The following is a 19,040-nucleotide window of genomic DNA, read 5'->3' as shown; positions in this document are numbered from 1 at the left end:
AACCCCTAAGCGCTACCAACAACACTGAGCAAGTGGTCTATCACTTGGTTTGGTTTAATACCTTGAGCTTGAGCGGAATAACTCAGCAGTAAACGGTGCCTGAAGACAGGATAAGCCATGGCTTGAATATCTTCTGGCGTTACGTAATCTCGGCCAGCTAACCATGCATGAGCACGGCTGGCTCGGTCTAAGGCAATACTCGCTCGTGGGCTAACGCCCATATCAAGCCACGATGCTAAATCTTGGCTGTATTCTTGTGGTTGTCTTGTCGCCATGACTAAGCGAATGATGTACTCCTCAACGCCTTCAGCCATGTGAGTTGCCAGCGCTTCTTGGCGAGCTGCAAACACATCACTTTGGGTTACGGTTACGGGGGAGTGGCTGACTTGACCTTGAGCCTCTCCTCGATTGAGGCGGAGTATTTTCAATTCATGTTCAGCATCAGGGTAGTTCACTTCCAAATGCAATAGAAAGCGGTCTAACTGAGCTTCTGGCAAAGGGTAAGTGCCTTCTTGCTCTATTGGGTTCTGTGTTGCCATTACTAAGAACAGCTCTGGCAGTGCATAAGTATTTCGGCCAGCAGTGATTTGTTTCTCAGCCATGGCTTCTAGCATTGCCGCTTGGACTTTTGCGGGGGCACGGTTGATCTCATCAGCCAACAATAAAGAGTTAAATATTGGGCCCGCTTGAAAGGTAAATTCTCCGGTCTCCGGACGGTAGATGTCGGTACCTGTTAAATCAGCAGGCAGAAGATCGGGAGTAAACTGAATTCTGTGGAAATCACCTTCGATGCAGTCGGCAAGGCTTTTCACTGCGCGAGTCTTCGCTAGACCAGGGGGGCCTTCGACTAGTATGTGGCCATCAGCTAACAGGGCAACTAATAGCTGTTTAACCAGTCCTTGTTGGCCAATAACTTGAGAATTTAGGTAGCTTTGTAATTGAAGGAAGGTGTTTGATTGCATACTGATTACGTTCCAATGGTTATCAACATCACATATCTGACCAAAATCAGAAAAAAAAGTTCAGCTTAACTAAGTAATAAAATACTGATTGCGAAAGAGAAAACAAACCTACCACTAAATAGTTTTCGATACCAAACGTTTGCGATCTTAGCAGGGGCTAAACGAGCTCCGATTTGTTGCGTATAATTAGAGGGATATGCGTAAGCATACGTAAACCCTTGTTACTATTCGCATACGCTGGCCGTCAGTATTTGGTATAACATTTTCGTGGCCGGCATTAATTATTTGTTTGAAAAAGGCAAAACTATGATTGGCTCGCGTTCAATGAGTATTAAACGAAAAATCGTTGTCGGGATCACCTTTGCGGTGATCGCATCAACCAGCCTGGTAGGCTTTATTGCTCAAAACCAGTCTCGCGATGTATTGGAGCACCGTTTGGTAGACATTGAGTTACCCTCGATGTTGGATTTAGTGGGGGTGCAAATTGATGGCGAAGTATCACAAATGTTGGCCGCGGCTGAACAACTCGCCTCCAATCAATTTATACATCAAGCAATCAATAACACTGACCGAGACCCGGAAAGTGAAGCCATGTTAGTCAAACAGCTGAACGTAGTTCGCGATCAATACGGATTAAACGACGCGTCGGTCGCGAATCGTCATACCGCCTATTACTGGAACCAAGGCGGTTTCCTACGTGAATTGAACCAACAGCAAGATGGCTGGTTCTTTGGCTTTACACAATCGGGCCAAAAAACCAGCGTTAGCATTTTCCAAGAAGCCAATGGCGATGTGAAAATGTTCTCTAACTTTCAGCAAGTGAATGGCTTAGCAATGTCTGGACTATCGAAGTCCCTAACGGATATGGTGAATTTGCTTAACGGTTTCCAAATAGAGAAATCGGGTTACGTTTATTTGGTTAACTCCGAAGGTAAAGTTCAAATACACAAGCAAGCAAATAAGCGAAAAGATAGCTTAACTTCACTGTATGGCAGTGAAACTACGGCCTTGCTTAATAAGTCGGATTTTAACTTGATCACCGCGCAAGATAATGGCCAAGAAGTGTTTGTTGCAACTCGCTACATACCGTCAATGGACTGGTTTGTGGTCGCTCAAGTACCGGTAGATGAAGTGTTTGCTGAACTTAACGCAACGGCGCAGAAAATGCTGATTACCACACTGGCTGTCGCTGCCGCCTTTATATTCTTAGGGCTAATTCTTGCTAGCAGTATTACTCGTCCGATTCAGGTGATTTCTGAGCGATTTAGAGAGCTGGGTGAAGGTGATGGTGATTTATCTCAACGTATCCCAATTAACGGTAACGATGAGCTAGCGAAACTTTCTGAAGGGTTTAACGGCTTTATTGAGAAAATCCATGGGTCAGTTAAAGAAGTGGCTGAAACTAGTCATGCGCTTCAAATTGCGGCGCAAGGGGTGTCTGAAAAATCCCATTCGACGCACGATAATAGCCAAAATCAGCGTGACCAAACGATTCAAGTCGTGACTGCGATCAACGAAATGGGCGCGACCATCAGTGAAATTGCAACCAATGCTGCAACAGCTGCTGAGACCGCAAGTGGTGCAGAGAGCAATACTGAAGAGGGACGTGCGGTTGTCTTTAAAGCAAAAGATGCCATCAGCCGTTTATCATCTGACATTGACCATATTGGTGCTGTCGTACAAAAACTGGCAGGCACAACACAAGACATCGGTTCTATCTTGGATGTGATCCGCGATATTTCTGACCAAACCAACTTACTGGCTTTGAATGCAGCAATTGAAGCAGCCCGTGCCGGTGAGCAAGGTCGAGGCTTTGCCGTGGTAGCGGATGAGGTTCGTAACCTTGCAAGCCGTACTGCGTCTTCAACAGAAGAAATTCAGAAGATGATTAATCAGCTTCAAGGTGATGCTCAAAATGCAGTAGACGCAATGGAAGCCGGTAAAGCTGTGACGCAAGAGGGGGTAGTGTCTACGGACCAAGCAGTGAGTGTATTGGCTCAAATTTCAGAAAGTATCTCTGACATTTCAGACCGAAATACTCAAGTGGCTACGGCGACAGAAGAGCAGTCTACGGTTGTTCATACTATCAATGAGAACATCGAAGAAATTAATTCAATTAACGAAATGACCACTAACACAGCACAAGAACTGGCGGATGCGAGTAATGAGTTGCAGGAGCTTTCTCGTCGCTTGGATGCGATGGTTGGTGGCTTTAAACTCTAGATTGAGACTGAAAAAGTGAGTAGACTCAACTTAGATTTAATTATTGGGTAAGTGATATGAGCGATTTTGAAAAAGAACTGGAACAGATAACAGAGCAAGTGGCAAACGAGCCCGAAGTGAAACTCCCTTCAATCGAAGAGCAAAAAGCCGTTGTTGCTGAATTGAAGCGTTTGGAAGCGGAAGGAAAGTTGACTCCAGAAATTCTAGAAAAGCACTTTGGCCAATTTCAAGAGAATGCAGGCGGGCCGATCCACTAAGCTAAGCCTAATAGAAAAAGCACCGAAAGGTGCTTTTTTTGTACCTATCGTTTACAAATTAACAGGGATCTTGTTGATCTTACTCACCTGATAAGTTTGATCTTGCTCAATTTATAGAGGCTGTTTAGGGTTATTAAACAGTTGTTTTGTTAACTGCTGCACAAATTTTTACTGTGCGAATTAATAATACTGAACGAGTTTGTTTTAATTGTGTCAATACAATGACATCATCATAACGCGCTAATAAGGAAAGGCCCCATGCCAAAGGTATATTGTGAAGCTTGCGATAAGAAAACCGACCACAAATCGATTATGCGCAAAAACCCGCCTCAATGTACTACTTTCCTCGAGAAATTGTCTTATACCAACCAATCAGTGTTTCAATTTATCTGTGGTAAACATTACTACGATATGGAGCGTCAGCATTACTGCCGAGTTTGTAATCACCAAAACAGCGTTATTTCGATGAAAGAGCAAGGATTAACAGAAACACGTGTTGCTTAAAAACTAAATGTTTGATTCATTGCTAATGTCCAATGTGGGTGCTTTGCGAAATTGAAGCCTTGCTTGGAAGTAATGGATGTCGATACGCTCTAATGCAATCTCGTCCTGATCGTTTTGCTTGGTACAAGGCATCATCAGCGTGTGCAATGACTTGGGTTATGCTCTCTTCAAAATCCCATTGAACAATACCGTAAGATGATGTGATCGAAAACTCTTGGTGGGTGTCGGTGACAAAGGTATGGTTATTGAGCGCCTGCTGCAAACGTTGAGTAAATATCAAGGCATCACTTAGATCGGTATTCGGCAGCATTACAATAAACTCTTCACCACCAAATCTCGCGCAAATGTCGCTCTCTCGTGCAATGTTCGTAATAGTGTTCGCCACACCCTCGATGACCTTGTCGCCAGTATTATGACCGTATTGGTCATTGATAGCTTTAAATAAGTCGATATCCAATAATACTAGGCAGTAAGTGCTAAGGTTACGCTTAGCCTGTTTTTCTTCTATTTCTATTAATTGTGAGAACATACGACGGTTGTAAAGCTGAGTGAGTGGATCGATGGATGCTAAGTGACGTAAGCGTTCTTCAATTTCTTCCCTACGTTCTATTTCTAATCTCAGCTTCCGCATTACAAACGTCAAAAAAACACACAGTGCTACCATGGTAAATAGCACAAACGACAATAAGATCACGCGATTATTGGCTGTCGCAATTGCCCGCTGTTCTGCTCGGTAGATAAAGTTTTTCAAGTGGTAGCGAGTTGCAATAAGCCCTTCATTAATGAAAACATCGGCCATTTCGTTGATTCTATCGGTTTTGATGTAACCGATTTCAACCAACTCTGAGCGAACAAGATTAGAGATCGCCAGGGCCTCGTAACGGAGCTCGTTTAGAGATTTATCTGCACCCCACTTATTTTTAATGCTGTGTATCATGCGTTCAGGATTCGCCAAGGCGTAACGCCAGCCTTTTAATGTCGCCCGCCTGAACGCTTCTACTACTTTAGGTTTTGTTTCGAGTAGTCTTTGGCTGGTAAATAAGAAGTCGCTATAAAAATCAATACCTAACTGTTGAGGGTTCAATACATGGTAATCGATGCCTGATTTTTGCAGCACAAAAGGCTCGTTTGGGAGGTAAGCGTTAAAGGCGTCGATGTTGCCCTTGATGAGATCCTGTAAATCGAAAGAGCTTTGAACCAGGTTAACTTCATCTATGTCTACTCCGCTTTTAGACATCATAGAGAGGAACTCGGGTTCGATATTACCATCAAGGGTCATGATGGATTTTCCTTTCAGATCCGCTGAGTTACTGATCCCGGAAGAGGCCAATGTTAGCAACACTGACGGCGAGTTCTGAAAGATAGCTGACAGAGCAACAACCTGCTTTCCTTTCAGCCTTTCTAAGACCAGCTCACCGTTCGCAACGCCAAAGTCCAGCTCATTGTTGAGCACGCGGTCAATGGTGTTATTGTTAGAGCTGCCTTCAAATAGTGTGACATTGAGGTTTTCTTGTGCGTAAAAGCCTTGATCTACCGCTGCGTAATATCCTGCGAACTGAAATTGATGCATCCAGCGTAGCCCGACGGACACCTGCTCTTCAGCAAAGGTCGAGCAACTCACGCAACCCACTACAAAGGCGAGAATTTTAGTGGTTTTATGAGTTTTTTTCATTGATAGCACGCTGATATTGTTGGTAGGGTGAGAACTTGAGCTTGTAGTCTAAAGATTCTCAGTTATATGCGCCATAGAGGATATGAAACAATAGTGATTTATCTTGTTTATGCTTAATAAATAGGCATTAAATGCGATATTAATCACCTTTGGTGAGAACGGACAATAGACAGCCCAGTTTGTATCTACATGACAAATAGCTATGAATTTGCATTTTTCATTGCACTTTGCGAATTGATGATTGTATTTTGCAAAAATAAAATTGATATATGCAGCATTTTTCATCATTTTTGTGGGGATTTGAGTGTTTTAAAGTTGGCACGATGATTGCTATATACTTAGTGACCCTTTTTAAAGCCGAGGGTCACCTAGCCAACTGACGTTGTTAGTGAATTTATTTGTTCACAATATATATCGGCCAATCGCACTATTATTTGCGATTGGCTTTTTTTTTGTCTGCGATAAGTCTTCTTCCGCATTACTACTCAAAATCCGCTCTGTTATTCAAAATTACAACAAATTCCTATTGCGTGAACGGAAAGAAAAATGCTATTTAATTGTTAATTAAATGTGTATTTATAGGCGGTTAATGTGGCGACATCTCCACTGGATCGGATAGATTACGAAATTCTACGGCAACTCAGGTTAAAAGGTCGACTGTCTATGGTAGAACTGGCGAAGCTGGTTAATCTAACGACGTCACCATGTACCGATAGAGTAAAACGACTAGAAAAATCCGGATATATCCTAGGCTACCATGCAGAATTGTGCCCCGATAAGCTAAATCTAGAAGTTCAGGTGTTTATTCATATACGTCTTGATCAAACCAGCTTTTCGATCTTTGATAAATTCGCCGCTGCCGTAGAGTTGATGCCGGAAATTGAAGAATGTTATTCACTGTCTGGTGACTTCGACACCATGATCAAAGTGCGAGTTAAAGACATGAAAGCCTATCAAGCCTTTATGTCGACCAAATTGGGTACACTGCCGGGGGTGATTCAAACCCGAAGTGAGGTGGTGATTGAAGAGCACAAATCGGGCTTTGGCATTAACCCAGACTTAGTGGGTTAGTGACAGCGTAGTACCTGTGATCCCTCGGTGCCTCGGTGCGATATGAGTAAATCCTGCTTTCATTGTTCACGAGCACTACAAAATGCGCGAGCAATCGACCTTTGTAATAAGTTAAGTGGTTTGCAACAGTGTTGATTGTTATGGTGCCTGCCTGATTTCTCTTTTTCTGAAAACACAATGAAACTCACTTCTTTTGGTTACTCGTTGGTTTGCCTTGCTGGCCTTGTTTCTCCATCAGCTTTGGCTTTTTATCCGCTTTGGCTCGCTCCCCTTATGCTGAATGAGGAGCCACAATGGACTCTGGCTCAAGTCTCGGCCCAATCTGATCTGTTTGATTGCGGGTTAGAGGCGGACAACGAGCTTTTTTGCAGTGAAGAAATTCGTTACTACAAGGTGCCGGTGTTAGCGGAGATCTCCATTGATGATGAGCATATGTCTCAAATTCAATTGCAACGTGACTATAGCCTGCTTCATTATTCTGAATTACAAATTAACCTCCGCAAGGACGGCTTTTTACTGAAAGAAGTTCACATCGGAGGTGAGTCGTTTATCGTGGATGATGTGCTTAAGACGATGTCGATGGAAGCGGCCAACAAAGCCCTGGTGCCTTTTCTTAATCGGCCAACATTCGAAAATCAACGCACTCTACTTTGGCTGCGAGGTGATAAGTCCAGAGCTAACTTAACGACGGACAAAGAGTTTGTAACCGTGGTTTACTCTTACAAAGGTTAAATCAGGTTTGATCGCTTACAAGACACGACTAAAAATAAATTTATAGGAAGATGTTCTCTAATTTTGGTTGATTCGTGACCGCGATTACGAAACGTAGGCCAGTATGAGAAACGATCTGTGATCCGACGCTCTCAGCCTTTCATCTACGCCTTTACATACTGATTTATAGGATGATTCACCTCAACTTCTCCCCCTTATGATAGGTAAGAACAATAAGCGTTTATCTAGGGAGAAGTGTGTGAACAGTCGAAATTGGAGTAAAGGCAATACGCTGCTTGTCAGTGCGATTTTGTCTAGCATGTTAGTGGGTTGTGGTAGCAGTGGAAGTTCAACTAGCGATGTTTTGCCTTCCGTTGATGATAAGCCCGTCGTGGCGCCTTACGCTTGCCTTAATAATACAGAGCAAGCCGTTAATGATTTGCGAATTTATCAAGTGATGGTGGAAAGCTTTGTCAGTGGAGATGACACCATAGGTCACGGTACGGGTTACGGGACCAGCCAGCACAATGGTGATATTCAAGGCATCATTGACTCCCTTGATTATGTTGAGTCGTTAGGGATGAATGCGATTTGGCTCACGCCTATTTTCAATTCCGTTCCTGTCGATGGACAAAATCATTGGGCTGATAGACTTGATGCCACAGGTTATTTTGCCACTGACTACTTCGCCATAGATCCTCGATTCGGCACCATGGAAAAAGCCAAAGAACTGGTAGAAAAAGCACACGCCAAAGGACTATACGTGTTTTTTGACGGAGTATTTGGTCACCACAAAGAAAATGTTGTGGCGTCCCCTACGGGTAAATTACCTGTAGGTAAGAGTAATCCGGTTTCCTACCCTGACAGCTTGCCGTTTTATCAAGAAGTTGCTGAGTACTGGGTGACGGAACTTAAAATCGACGGCTGGCGTTTAGATCAGGCTTATCAAGTTCCAACGGATGCTTGGAGCCAAATTCGCAAAACGGTTGATGAAGCCTCTGCGAATGTGACCTATCAAAACAAAGAGGGAGAAACAGTGAATCCTCTCGGTTACATGGTGGCGGAGATCTGGAACAACGAAAGCTACATCACGCAAACCGGGTACGGTGAAACCAATGCCCCAGCCCTGTGTTCAGCGTTCGACTTTCCTGTGCGCTACCGAGTGGTAGAAACGTTTGCGGTTAATGAAAGTGGCGTTGGTGGTAAAGGAGGAGACTGGCTTAATGAGGGCATGAACCTGCACCAGACTTATCCTGAACACGCTAAACCCAATTTGATGTTAGGGAATCACGATCTGGTTAGATTTGGTGACCTTATCCAAAGAGGAAAATTGGCAGAACCAACAGACGCCATGTATTGGCAACGTTACCGTGCGGCGTTGTCGTTTCAAGCAGCTTACACCGGCCCCATCACCCTGTATTACGGTGATGAAATTGGAGACCAATTAGAAGGGTATGCTGATAAAGTTGAAACGGACTGTGCTGTACAAGGACTGTGTGAAGATCACGTCGCGCGTACTGACGGTAAAGTTTCTGGCGTAAATGCGACACTGAATAGCGAGCAAGCGGCCCTAAAAAACTACGTCACGTCGTTGATGGCACTAAGAACGGCGCACCCTGCTTTGTATTCGGGCGAGCGTGTTAATGTTATCGCTTCCGATCAAGCCTATGTTGACCATAAACAATCCGGTGATGATACGGTGCTTTACGTGGTTAGCACCAGCGACCAAACTCAAACGTTGACGATGACGGGAGAGCAAGTGGGTTCTGCTGGTCAGTTGGTTGACTTGCAAAGTGGCGATGAATTTGAACTGGCCTCTGGGCATTATCAAGTGACACTGGCCCCATTTGAAGCTCGATTTTTAACTGTGGTGACACCTAGCTCTGCTGGGCCTATCGCGAGTTCTGCATCAAGTGGTGCAATCGACGGCGATGCGTTTATGGCAAAATGTGATAACCCGTTATCCGGTGATTCAGGCCCTGTTAGCAAATCTTTATACGTTGTTGGTGATTTTTCTGATTCGAGCTGGAAACACGTCGCGGGGCGTAAACTTACTCATCGTGGTAATGGTGTGTATCAAGTGACGTTTACCGAAAAACCGGGCAGCTACAAAATGCAGTACGCAACCAAAGGCTGGAGCTCTCAATATACTGCGGACGGCATGAACCTAAAATTGGGCAAAGAAACGGCTTTAATTAACGGCGGATACGGCAAAGACACCGTTGCATCGTTGATGGATGGAGGCGAGTATGTCTGGAGCTTGAAATTTGATGACTCTGGCAGTCCGACTTCAGTTATGGTAGCGCAATGCCCATAGTTTGGTGAGTCACTGATCATTCGATCTTTACTTTAACCACACCCAACAAAGCCAGCCTCAATAGAGATACTGGCTTTGTTGTATAACTTCTACAATCAAAGCTTCTAACCCGTCAGCACAGCCTAGAAACCGTGTCTGGGCATCTTAAATAGAAATAGGGAGTTAGAAGAAACCGATTGGCAGGTAAAAATCTAACTCAAATCGTTCGTCTTCGGCCAAGAAATGGTTTTTGTGATAATTCACGTACGCAGGTGTTGATTGCATTTTTAATCCTGAACGCGGTAACCAATGTTCTTGAATAAGGCTTATTTGGGGTAACAACTCTCCATAGATACCATGCAGTGAAAACTTGGCGTACAAGCCTTTAGGTATGGTGAGTTGGTTTACGACTCCTCGCTGGGTTAATGGCCGGTCAATTTCAACACAAGCCACGTAACGACATTGATCTAGCTCTACCCAAGCAGGGTTGGAGTGATGGATGCCAAATTGCGCTGAAAAATCTCGACTTTCACTGTCCGCCCACGCTTTGAGTAATTGCCATGGTTGCTTAATGGAGCGGTTATAGCCCGTATGGCGAATGTAGGCCACATGGCGCTCAGGTACTTGCGTGATTTCTGGGGTTGGTAGTCGGCTCACATCAATGCGGCGGTAACAGCGAGCCACTTCTTCGTTTTTTAAGTATGGTTTATCGTGAAGCTGGCGACTTCCTTTACGCCACTCTCCAGGAGACACCAAAAACGTACTCTTGAACGCTCGGCTAAAAGACGATACCGAATTAAAACCACTTCGGCCGGCAATATCTAGTATTGGCGAGCGCAGATCAAACATTAACTGATTGGCGGCGTATTCCATGCGAGTGCGACGAATATATTTATGTACAGGTTCTCCGACGACTTTTTTGAAAATGCGGTGAAAATGCTGCTCGGAATAGGCTGCGACTTTTGCTAGATCCCCAGCCAGCAACTCTCGGCTGATGTCTTGGTGAATATAATACAACACGTCGTTAATTCGTGAGAGGTTCTGACTGGGGCCTGGGTCGAACTTACTGGATTGATTACTCAGCATACAATTCCAAGTGGATAGCATAAATGGGCATACATTAAAGCATAAATAGACATTCGAGTAGTTGGTTTTTTTTGTATTCTGTTGTTACACAATCAGTCACGGAAAGCCAAATGGAAACCACTTACGCTCTGCAACAGATCCAATCTTCTTATATCCGAGAAATATTAGAAGCAGCAACGAATCCGAACGTCATTTCACTTGCTGGTGGGCTTCCTGATCAAACGACATTTCCGATTGAACTGATGAAGCCGACGTTGGAAGGGCTTTCTGCTATGCCAGAGGTGTTTCAATATGGAGAAACCGCAGGTTACGGCCCGCTGATCAAGCACCTTACGGCCGAATATGAACTACCAGATCACCATAAAGCGATGGTGACGACAGGCTCGCAGCAAGGCCTAGATTTGATAGCTCGCGCCTACGTAAACCCGAATGACACGGTAGCAATGGAAGCGCCTTGCTACCTTGGGGCCATGCAGGTATTTGGCCTATGCCAGGCGAACATTGTGACAGTTGAACAAAACACTCAAGGCCCGGATTTGGAACAACTTGAGCACTGCTTTAAACAACAAAAACCAAAAATGTTCTATGCGGTGCCAGACTTCCATAACCCAACGGGCGTGTGTTGGTCTTTGGCCACTCGTAAGCGTGTTGCTCAGTTATGCGAGCAATACAATGTGGCACTGATTGAAGACTCGCCATACCGCGAAATCCGTTTCTCTGGAGAAGCGCTGCCATTGGTCTCTAGCTTTTGTCCTGATCATGCTATTGTATTGCGCTCGTTTTCAAAAATCGCTTCACCAGGGCTGCGTATCGGAGTTGTAACGGGTAAGGCTTCTTATATCGAACCAATGATTAAGGTGAAGCAAGGGGCGGATTTACATTCAAGCGTGCCAATGCAAGCGCTGCTTCTAGGTTTGTTAGAGCATCTTGAATTTGAGGAACATATCAGAAATATTCGTGACTTATACCAGGCACGCTGTAATAAACTGACCGATGAACTGACCAACCAACTACCGAGTTCATGCTCGTTTTCACTGGTTGAAGGCGGTATGTTCGTTTGGGTGAAGGTGCCCGAATGCGATACTTTTGAGTTGGCGAAAACATTGCTTGAGTCGGGGGTTGCGGTGGTACCGAGTGCGGTGTTTTATCCGAAAGGCGCTGCGGTGCAATCGGCATTAAGGCTCAACTTTACTAATTCTTCACTAGATGAATTAACGCTCGGAGTCACAAGGATTAAGCAGGCTCTGGTTCAGTCCGTTTCTTGATTTACCATTCGCTAGTTTTTCTGTAAAACAGCCCACTGAATCAGTGGGCTGTTTTTGTTGAAGCGTAACCTATGTAGCTTTTATCTCATTAACTTAGCCAAATGGGTACCAGAACAAATCCGTTTCTAGGCAACGTTTGGCAATGGCTGCGATAACCGCGACAAGTGTTGTCACGATCACTAAAACATCAATGCTATTGAGCGGCTTTAAGCTATACCAATTGCGATGTTTGTGTCGGCCAAAACCTCGTAATGTCATGGCATTGGAGATCTCTTCCGCTCGGTCTAAGCTTGAAAAAATCAACGGACCAAGAATACTGGCGACGTTTTTCATTCGAGTAAAGAATGGCGCATTACGAGACAAATCGACGCCCCTTGCTTGTTGGGCATGCATGATGTTGATGAAATCTTTTTTCACTTCAGGCAGGTATCGTAAGGTCAAACTGACGGCATAAGCAATTTTGTACGGCACCCCTAAACGATTTAAGCTCGCTGCAAATTCCGTTGGGTGAGTGGTGAAAACAAACACGAGCGCCATTGGAAACATGCTGAAGTATTTAAGCGTTACGGTGATCAGGTAGTACAAGGTTTCTTGAGTGAGAGAATAGCTTCCCCAAAGCGGCACTAAAACCGTATTACTGCCAATGAATTGGCTACCCTGAGTTGGGGCAAGCAAAAACATAAACAGCGCGTTTAAAGAAAGCACGGTTCCCGTACCAATGAGTAATGGTCTGTAGACTTTAAACGGAACACGGCTCATGCGCAGCAGCATCATACCCAGCAAGATCATGCTCGCAATGATACGGATATCAAAGGTGGTCAACACCACGGTTACCCATGCGACAAACATAACGAATTTAGTGATGCCGTTTAATTGGTGCAGGGGTGATCCTGTATTGACATAGTTGATGCCAAATTTCATTTTAGCAGCGTGATTACTCATGCGAAACGCTCCTGTTCGCGACAGATAAAGTGCTGCATAAACCCATCGGTTTGTTCAATACCTGCTTTTACCGCCAATTCGTACAAGCTCGTGGGAGCTAAGTTAGCTTTGCTGAGTAATTCAGGTTGGCTAAAGACCGAGGTTACCGGTGCATCAGCGATGAGTTGGCTGTCTGCAATGACGATTGCTCTTGTCGTGTATTCGAGCACTAGGTGCAGGTCATGGGAAATGATAAGCACCGTTAAACCTAGTTCGCGGTTCAACTCTTTAACGAAGCTGAGCATTGAGGTGTAGTTACGATAATCTTGGCCAGCGGTCGGTTCATCAAGAATGAGTAACTCGGGTTCTAGCACTAATATAGAGGCAATCGTTACGCGCTTCTTTTGCCCATAACTAAGTGCTTCAATTGGCCAGTGTCGATACTTGCTTAAGCCACAAAGATCTAGTGCTTTGCTTACTTTTGTATCAATGCTTGCTTCGTCTACGCCTTGGTTACGTAATCCAAAGGCTATTTCATCGAAAATCAGGTGATGAGAAATCATATGATTGGGGTTTTGCATCACAACCCCTACTTTAGCACTGCGCTCAAATATAGAGAGTTCAGACAAATCTTGGCCGTTCATGATTATCTGGCCGGCATCCGGTTCTAACACGCCCATAATCAGTTTGGTGATGGTTGACTTGCCAGACCCATTTTTACCCAAAATAGAAACGAACTCGCCCTTATTGATGTGGAATGATACATCTTCCAACGCATTTTTTTCGCCATCATAAGAATAGGTTAAGTTATTTGACTCAAGTAATGTGTCTTGTTTTGGCCGTGTGCTAGCCGTTGGTCGCTGTTGAAACCATTGTTCGATGCGCGCTAGATGTGGTGTGACATCAAAGTCGGAAAAGTTCGATAGTGACTCGTGTGCTTGCACATGGCATTGAGCACTCTTTAATGCCGACAAAAACAGAGGTTCACGAATGCCGTGCTCGATCAAAAGAGAAGAGTGGAGCAATTCGTTTGGTCTGAGATCTGCGATGATCGACCCGGCATCCATTAAAATGATGCGATCAACAGGGCGGTGCAGCACGTCTTCTAAACGATGCTCAATGATGATGGTGGTTTTACCGCTTTGTTGATGCAAAGCGTCGATGATTTCTATGGTCGCTTTGCCCGTTTTCGGGTCAAGGCTTGCAAGTGGTTCATCAAACAACAAAACATCGACATCATCGACCATGACCCCTGCGAGAGAAACACGCTGTTTTTGCCCGCCAGAGAGATCATGAGGAGAGTGCTGAAGTAAGTCATCCAAATCGACCATCCGCGCGGTTTTATCCACCAGTTCCAGCATTTCGCTATGCTCTAGCAGTTGGTTTTCAAGGGCAAACGCAATGTCTTCTGCGATACTTAAACCAACAAATTGGCTATCGGTATCTTGCAACACGGTGCCTACTTGCTCGGTAAATTGATGCAGTTTCATGCTAGATGAGTCTTGGCCGTTAATGGTTAACGACCCCGAGGTTTCACCTTTGATAGCTTGGGGAATCAAACCGTTTAAGCACTGACCAAGGGTAGATTTACCGCTACCACTTGGCCCGATAATTAAGATTTTCTCTCCTTTCTCTATCCTTAGATTGATATGTTTTAATGTCGGTTTATCCAGAGACTCATATCTAAAAGAGAAGTCAGAAAATTCAATGCTCATGCTTTACTCGGCTTCAGACAGGTTTTGGCTTTGTTGTTTACGCTTGGCAACGGATTTCAAAATGAAGAAGCCGACAACGGAAATCAAGACGGCATTACCCGATGCAATGATAGTAAGCTGAGTGAAAACTTTAGTGAACGGTTCGGCGTATAAGATGGTGTCTAAAAATGCGGAGCAACCGTAACCAATGACGTTACCAACAAGGGCTAGTATGGCAAACAATGCGATATCTTTGTTTGGTAATTGACCTTGTTCAAGGCGGTGCTTAGTGAGGGTAGGAAACAAGCCAATAACTAAACCAACGATACCGGAGCCCAGTACCCATGTGATCCAAACGCCCCAGCCTGCAAATAAATCGGTTACCCAGTGGCCAATGAACCCTACCAAAAAGCCAACAATTGGCCCAAACAGTACAGAGAAAAGCGCCAATACGGCCATCGCTGGTTTTAATGTGGTGTTGGCAAACACAGGAATACCGAACATAGGTAATCCACCGATGCCGTACAGTGCCGCGCCAATGGCGATGACAACAACGGTTTTTGCTGTGAAATTCATAGGAAATCCTTGAGGTTAAAAAATAAGCAAGCTGAGAAACCAAGGCGAGAATTCTACCTGTTTTTGCTGGTGCAGGAAAGATGTGTGTCTAGACATCTAGAATGATGATTGGATTTGCGAGTTTGTCCTTGTCATGAGGTTAATAGCCGCTGTTTAAACTCGACCATTCCCCGGTTAAATAGGTGTTTAATTGCACCTTGATCGTCGAGATGGAGGGAGGGCAAGTATGAAATTATTAGTTATCGGTGCAAAATAAGTGTCGGAATGTTGCATAATAGTAACACTTTGTTGCGAGTCATTGTGTAAATATCAACATTGGGTTGGGTGTTTTTGATGCGTTCTTCTAAAGTTGTTTTACGAGTGAAGTTAAGTGTTCGCGAATTCTTCTCGAACGGCATTAATTTATAAAACAATAAGTTAAGGAACGGACAGTTATGAACATTGTGACAAGGAACAAAGGGATTTTCCCTCTTAGTACGCTAACAGTGTCTTGCCTGATGGCATTTAACAGTTATGCGGCCGTAGATTGCAGTGCCATGCCCAATTGGGACGCCGCGACGGCCTATGGTGGCGGAGCGCAAGTTCAGCACAATAATACCGCGTACCAAGCGAATTATTGGACGCAGAATAACGATCCTTCAACTCACTCTGGAGATTACGCACAATGGCAGGTGGTTGATACCTGTTCTGGCGGTGTCGTCGTTAATGATCCTCCAAGTGTGTCTTTGACTGCCCCAGCCGCTAATAGTGAATTTAACGTAGGTGATGCCGTTACCTTTACTGCAAATGCTTCCGATACGGACGGCTCGGTCGCCAACGTTGATTTCTTGGTTGCTGGCGCGGTTGTTGGCACAGCAACCTCTGCGCCTTATTCATTCTCATGGCGTGCAACGGAAGGCATTCATACGGTTAGCGCGAAATCTGTAGATGACCAAGGTGCTGAAAGTGTTTTAAGCAGTACTAATATCACTGTGACGCAAACCGGGCCAGTGAATGTACCGCCGACGGTAGAGGCCGCCTTGTCCGTTGCCACTGTTGATGTGGGTGGTGTGGTGACGCTAACCGCGACGGCCGCAGACAGCGATGGCACGGTTGATAAAGTGGATTTTTATGTGGCTGGGACTTTGGTGGGCACCGCGGCATCCGCGCCTTATACGCTTGACTACACTACCACTCGCAGCGGCACGCTCGCTGTGTATGCAAAAGCTACCGATAACATGGGGGCAACCACAAATTCAGCAATCAGCAACCTTACCGTGAATGCTGGGCCAGTGGTCAGTACTTGTCGCCCTGATGGTTTGTACCAAACGGAAGGTGTGAATGTGCCTTATTGTTCCATCTACGATCAAGATGGTCGTGAAATGATGGGAGTTGATCACCCTCGACGGGTGATTGGTTACTTCACCAGCTGGAGAGCAGGTGATGATCCGCAATCGTCTTACTTAGTGAATGACATTCCGTGGGAGCAATTGACTCACATTAACTATGCGTTTGTAAGTATTGGTTCTGATGGCAAAGTAAACGTCGGTGATGTCACCGATCCAAATAATGCGGCTGTTGGTAAAGAGTGGCCAGATGTGGACATCGATCCAACGCTTGGCTTTAAAGGTCACTTTGGAGCACTAGCAACCGCGAAAAAACTGCACGATGTGAAAACCCTCATTTCTATTGGTGGCTGGGCTGAAACCGGTGGTCATTTTGCTACAGATGGCACCCGTGTAGCAGATGGTGGTTTCTACACAATGACGACAAACGCTGATGGTAGCGTTAATCATCAAGCCATTGAAACTTTTGCGACATCGGCTGTCGCGATGATGAAAAAGTACCAGTTTGATGGTCTAGATATCGACTACGAATACCCAACCTCAATGGCGGGTGCTGGTAATCCTGATGATGTGGCTTTTTCTGAGCCTCGTCGAGCTTACCTAATGGAATCGTACAATGTATTGATGAAAGTGCTGCGTGAGAAGCTCGATGCGGCCAGTGCGCAAGATGGCGTTCATTATATGCTGACTATTGCTGCACCGTCTTCGGCTTACCTCCTACGTGGTATGGAAACCATGTCAGTCGCTAAGTACTTAGATTATGTCAATATCATGTCTTACGATTTGCATGGTGCGTGGAATGATCACGTAGGGCACAACGCTGCATTGTACGATACTGGTTTAGATTCTGAGCTTGCTCAATGGAATGTATACGGAACGGCGGCTTATGGCGGTATTGGTTACCTCAATACCGACTGGGCATTCCATTACTTCCGTGGCGCTATGCCGGCTGGGCGAATCAATATTGGTGTGCCGTACTATACTCGTGGCTGGCAAGGTGTTACTGGCGGAACCAACGGATTATGGGGGCGCGGCGCGCTACCAAATCAAGCTGAATGTCCATCAGGTACCGGTGTAGGGGAGAAAAATAATTGTGGTTACGGCGCAACGGGTATCGACAACATGTGGCACGATACCGATCCGAAAGGCAACGAGATGGGCGCAGGATCAAACCCAATGTGGCATGCCAAAAACCTAGAAAATGGAGTTTGGGGTTCGTATGCTACCGCTTATAAACTTGACCCCGTTAATGACCCGAGCGATCAACTCGTTGGAACTTACACTCGTCATTACGATGCTGTCGCCGTCGCTCCATGGTTATGGAACGCTGAGAAAGGCGTGTTCCTATCAACCGAAGATAAAGCCTCTATTAACGTGAAATCTGATTATGTCATTGATAAAGAAATCGGCGGCATCATGTTCTGGGAGCTTGCCGGAGATTACAACTGTTATGTATTCGATGCGACGGGTAACCGAACGACTATCGATAGCACTGAAGCGGCTTGTCAGACGGGCAATGGTGAATACCATATGGGTAATACCATGACCAAAGCCATTTATGACAAGTTTGCCACGGCAACGCCATATGGTAATAAAGTGGCGGTGACGCCAATACCTACGGAAGCGGTGGATATTGGCGTGAGCATTGGTGGATTTAAAGTTGGCGATCAGAACTACCCAATTAACCCTAAAATCACCTTTACTAACAATACTGGGCAAGAACTGCCAGGAGGCACTGAATTCCAGTTTGATATTCCTGTGTCGGCTCCTGACAACGCAAAAGATCAGTCTGGTGGAGGTTTAACGGTTATTTCTGCCGGCCACTCCCGTGCCGATAATATTGGCGGTTTAGACGGAACCATGCACCGAGTCGCGTTCACTTTACCTACATGGAAAGCGCTGCCAGCGGGTGGAACGTATGAGCTTGATATGGTCTATTACCTACCGATTGCAGGCCCGGCTAATTACGCTGTAAAAGTGAACGGTGTGGATTACGCGTTTAAGTTTGAACAGCCAGATCTTCCAATAGCGACCATTACTTCTGGAGGTAACAATGGGGGTAATAACGGTGGCAATACAGGGGGGACTTGTGATAACGCTGGGTTGGCAACCTATCCTACACTGCCGCAAAATGATCACGCGAATAACGGTGATAAAGTTATTTATCAAGGCGCTGTATATCAAGCGAATTGGTGGACGGTCGCCGTACCGGGAAGTGACGGAAGCTGGACAAAGGTCTGTAACCTTTAACTAACCTAGCTTGAAAAATAAAAGCACGCTGATGATTTCAGTGTGCTTTTTTACGTTAACAAAAGAGTAGTCTAGTATTACTAAACAAAGGATGTTTTAAAAAACAAGACTGTGCGATTGGAAGGGTCTTGTTTCTACACATTTCTAGTTAGTCATCTCGGGGGGAGACCTAGCAATCAATTCTCTATCAATGTCGGTTGGAACCGTTTGATTATCGAATGCCCCGA

14 protein-coding genes are annotated in these 19,040 nt (G+C 45.1%); 8 read left to right on the top strand and 6 right to left on the bottom strand.

Annotated features, from left to right (window positions below; translation table 11 throughout):
• Positions 1-5: 5 nt before the first annotated feature.
• Positions 6-962, bottom strand: a complete 957-nt coding sequence (locus QWZ04_RS16420) for an AAA family ATPase (protein WP_290329337.1) — start codon at positions 960-962, stop codon at positions 6-8.
• Between the two features lie 306 nt (positions 963-1,268).
• Here QWZ04_RS16420 and QWZ04_RS16415 point away from each other — a divergent pair, with 306 nt between their 5' ends.
• From QWZ04_RS16415 to QWZ04_RS16405, 3 genes are all read left to right on the top strand, one after another.
• Positions 1,269-3,185, top strand: a complete 1,917-nt coding sequence (locus tag QWZ04_RS16415; RefSeq protein WP_290329336.1) for a methyl-accepting chemotaxis protein — start codon at positions 1,269-1,271, stop codon at positions 3,183-3,185.
• A gap of 56 nt (positions 3,186-3,241) precedes the next feature.
• The gene (locus tag QWZ04_RS16410) at positions 3,242-3,442 is read left to right on the top strand and encodes a chromosome partitioning protein ParA (RefSeq protein ID WP_102524675.1); all 201 of its coding nucleotides are present in this window, start codon (positions 3,242-3,244) and stop codon (positions 3,440-3,442) included.
• A gap of 258 nt (positions 3,443-3,700) precedes the next feature.
• Complete coding sequence (locus QWZ04_RS16405; RefSeq protein WP_290329335.1) at positions 3,701-3,946, top strand: hypothetical protein; 246 nt, start codon at positions 3,701-3,703, stop codon at positions 3,944-3,946.
• Between the two features lie 22 nt (positions 3,947-3,968).
• On the opposite strand, the gene QWZ04_RS16400 is transcribed toward QWZ04_RS16405, so the two are convergent.
• Entirely contained in the window at positions 3,969-5,618 is a 1,650-nt protein-coding gene (locus QWZ04_RS16400) for a GGDEF domain-containing protein (protein WP_290329334.1), read from the bottom strand.
• Between the two features lie 591 nt (positions 5,619-6,209).
• Here QWZ04_RS16400 and QWZ04_RS16395 point away from each other — a divergent pair.
• The 3 genes from QWZ04_RS16395 (at position 6,210) to QWZ04_RS16385 (ending at position 9,717) form a co-directional block, all read left to right on the top strand.
• The gene (locus QWZ04_RS16395) at positions 6,210-6,689 is read left to right on the top strand and encodes an Lrp/AsnC ligand binding domain-containing protein (RefSeq protein ID WP_290329333.1); all 480 of its coding nucleotides are present in this window, start codon (positions 6,210-6,212) and stop codon (positions 6,687-6,689) included.
• Between the two features lie 177 nt (positions 6,690-6,866).
• Positions 6,867-7,421: a hypothetical protein gene (locus tag QWZ04_RS16390; protein ID WP_290329332.1), complete on the top strand. Its 555-nt coding sequence runs from the start codon at positions 6,867-6,869 to the stop codon at positions 7,419-7,421.
• A 298-nt stretch (positions 7,422-7,719) separates the two neighbouring features.
• Complete coding sequence (locus QWZ04_RS16385; RefSeq protein WP_290329489.1) at positions 7,720-9,717, top strand: alpha-amylase family glycosyl hydrolase; 1,998 nt, start codon at positions 7,720-7,722, stop codon at positions 9,715-9,717.
• A gap of 162 nt (positions 9,718-9,879) precedes the next feature.
• Here QWZ04_RS16385 and QWZ04_RS16380 read toward each other — a convergent pair whose 3' ends face one another.
• The gene (locus QWZ04_RS16380; RefSeq protein ID WP_290329331.1) at positions 9,880-10,782 is read right to left on the bottom strand and encodes an AraC family transcriptional regulator; all 903 of its coding nucleotides are present in this window, start codon (positions 10,780-10,782) and stop codon (positions 9,880-9,882) included.
• Between the two features lie 110 nt (positions 10,783-10,892).
• Between QWZ04_RS16380 and QWZ04_RS16375 the strand changes: the two genes are divergently transcribed.
• Positions 10,893-12,047 carry an aminotransferase-like domain-containing protein gene (locus QWZ04_RS16375; RefSeq protein ID WP_290329330.1) on the top strand — a complete coding sequence of 385 codons (1,155 nt, stop codon included), beginning with the start codon at positions 10,893-10,895 and terminating at the stop codon, positions 12,045-12,047.
• A gap of 93 nt (positions 12,048-12,140) precedes the next feature.
• Here QWZ04_RS16375 and QWZ04_RS16370 read toward each other — a convergent pair whose 3' ends face one another.
• The 3 genes from QWZ04_RS16370 to QWZ04_RS16360 are packed head-to-tail and all read right to left on the bottom strand — an operon-like array spanning position 12,141 to position 15,238.
• Positions 12,141-12,989 (bottom strand): energy-coupling factor transporter transmembrane component T family protein, encoded by an 849-nt coding sequence (locus tag QWZ04_RS16370; protein WP_290329329.1) that lies wholly within the window; start codon positions 12,987-12,989, stop codon positions 12,141-12,143.
• Positions 12,986-14,683, bottom strand: coding sequence for an ABC transporter ATP-binding protein (locus tag QWZ04_RS16365; RefSeq protein WP_290329328.1), 1,698 nt, complete (start codon positions 14,681-14,683; stop codon positions 12,986-12,988). The genes QWZ04_RS16370 and QWZ04_RS16365 overlap by 4 nt, the downstream gene beginning before the upstream one ends.
• Positions 14,684-14,686: 3 nt before the next feature.
• Positions 14,687-15,238, bottom strand: a complete 552-nt coding sequence (locus QWZ04_RS16360; protein WP_290329327.1) for an ECF-type riboflavin transporter substrate-binding protein — start codon at positions 15,236-15,238, stop codon at positions 14,687-14,689.
• A gap of 434 nt (positions 15,239-15,672) precedes the next feature.
• Between QWZ04_RS16360 and QWZ04_RS16355 the strand changes: the two genes are divergently transcribed.
• Positions 15,673-18,813 (top strand): chitinase C-terminal domain-containing protein, encoded by a 3,141-nt coding sequence (locus QWZ04_RS16355; RefSeq protein ID WP_494338494.1) that lies wholly within the window; start codon positions 15,673-15,675, stop codon positions 18,811-18,813.
• Positions 18,814-19,040 lie beyond the last annotated feature (227 nt).

The organism is Vibrio tapetis subsp. quintayensis (genome assembly GCF_030409945.1).
GTDB lineage: Bacteria > Pseudomonadota > Gammaproteobacteria > Enterobacterales > Vibrionaceae > Vibrio > Vibrio quintayensis.
This window is presented reverse-complemented; position numbering and strand designations above follow the sequence as displayed.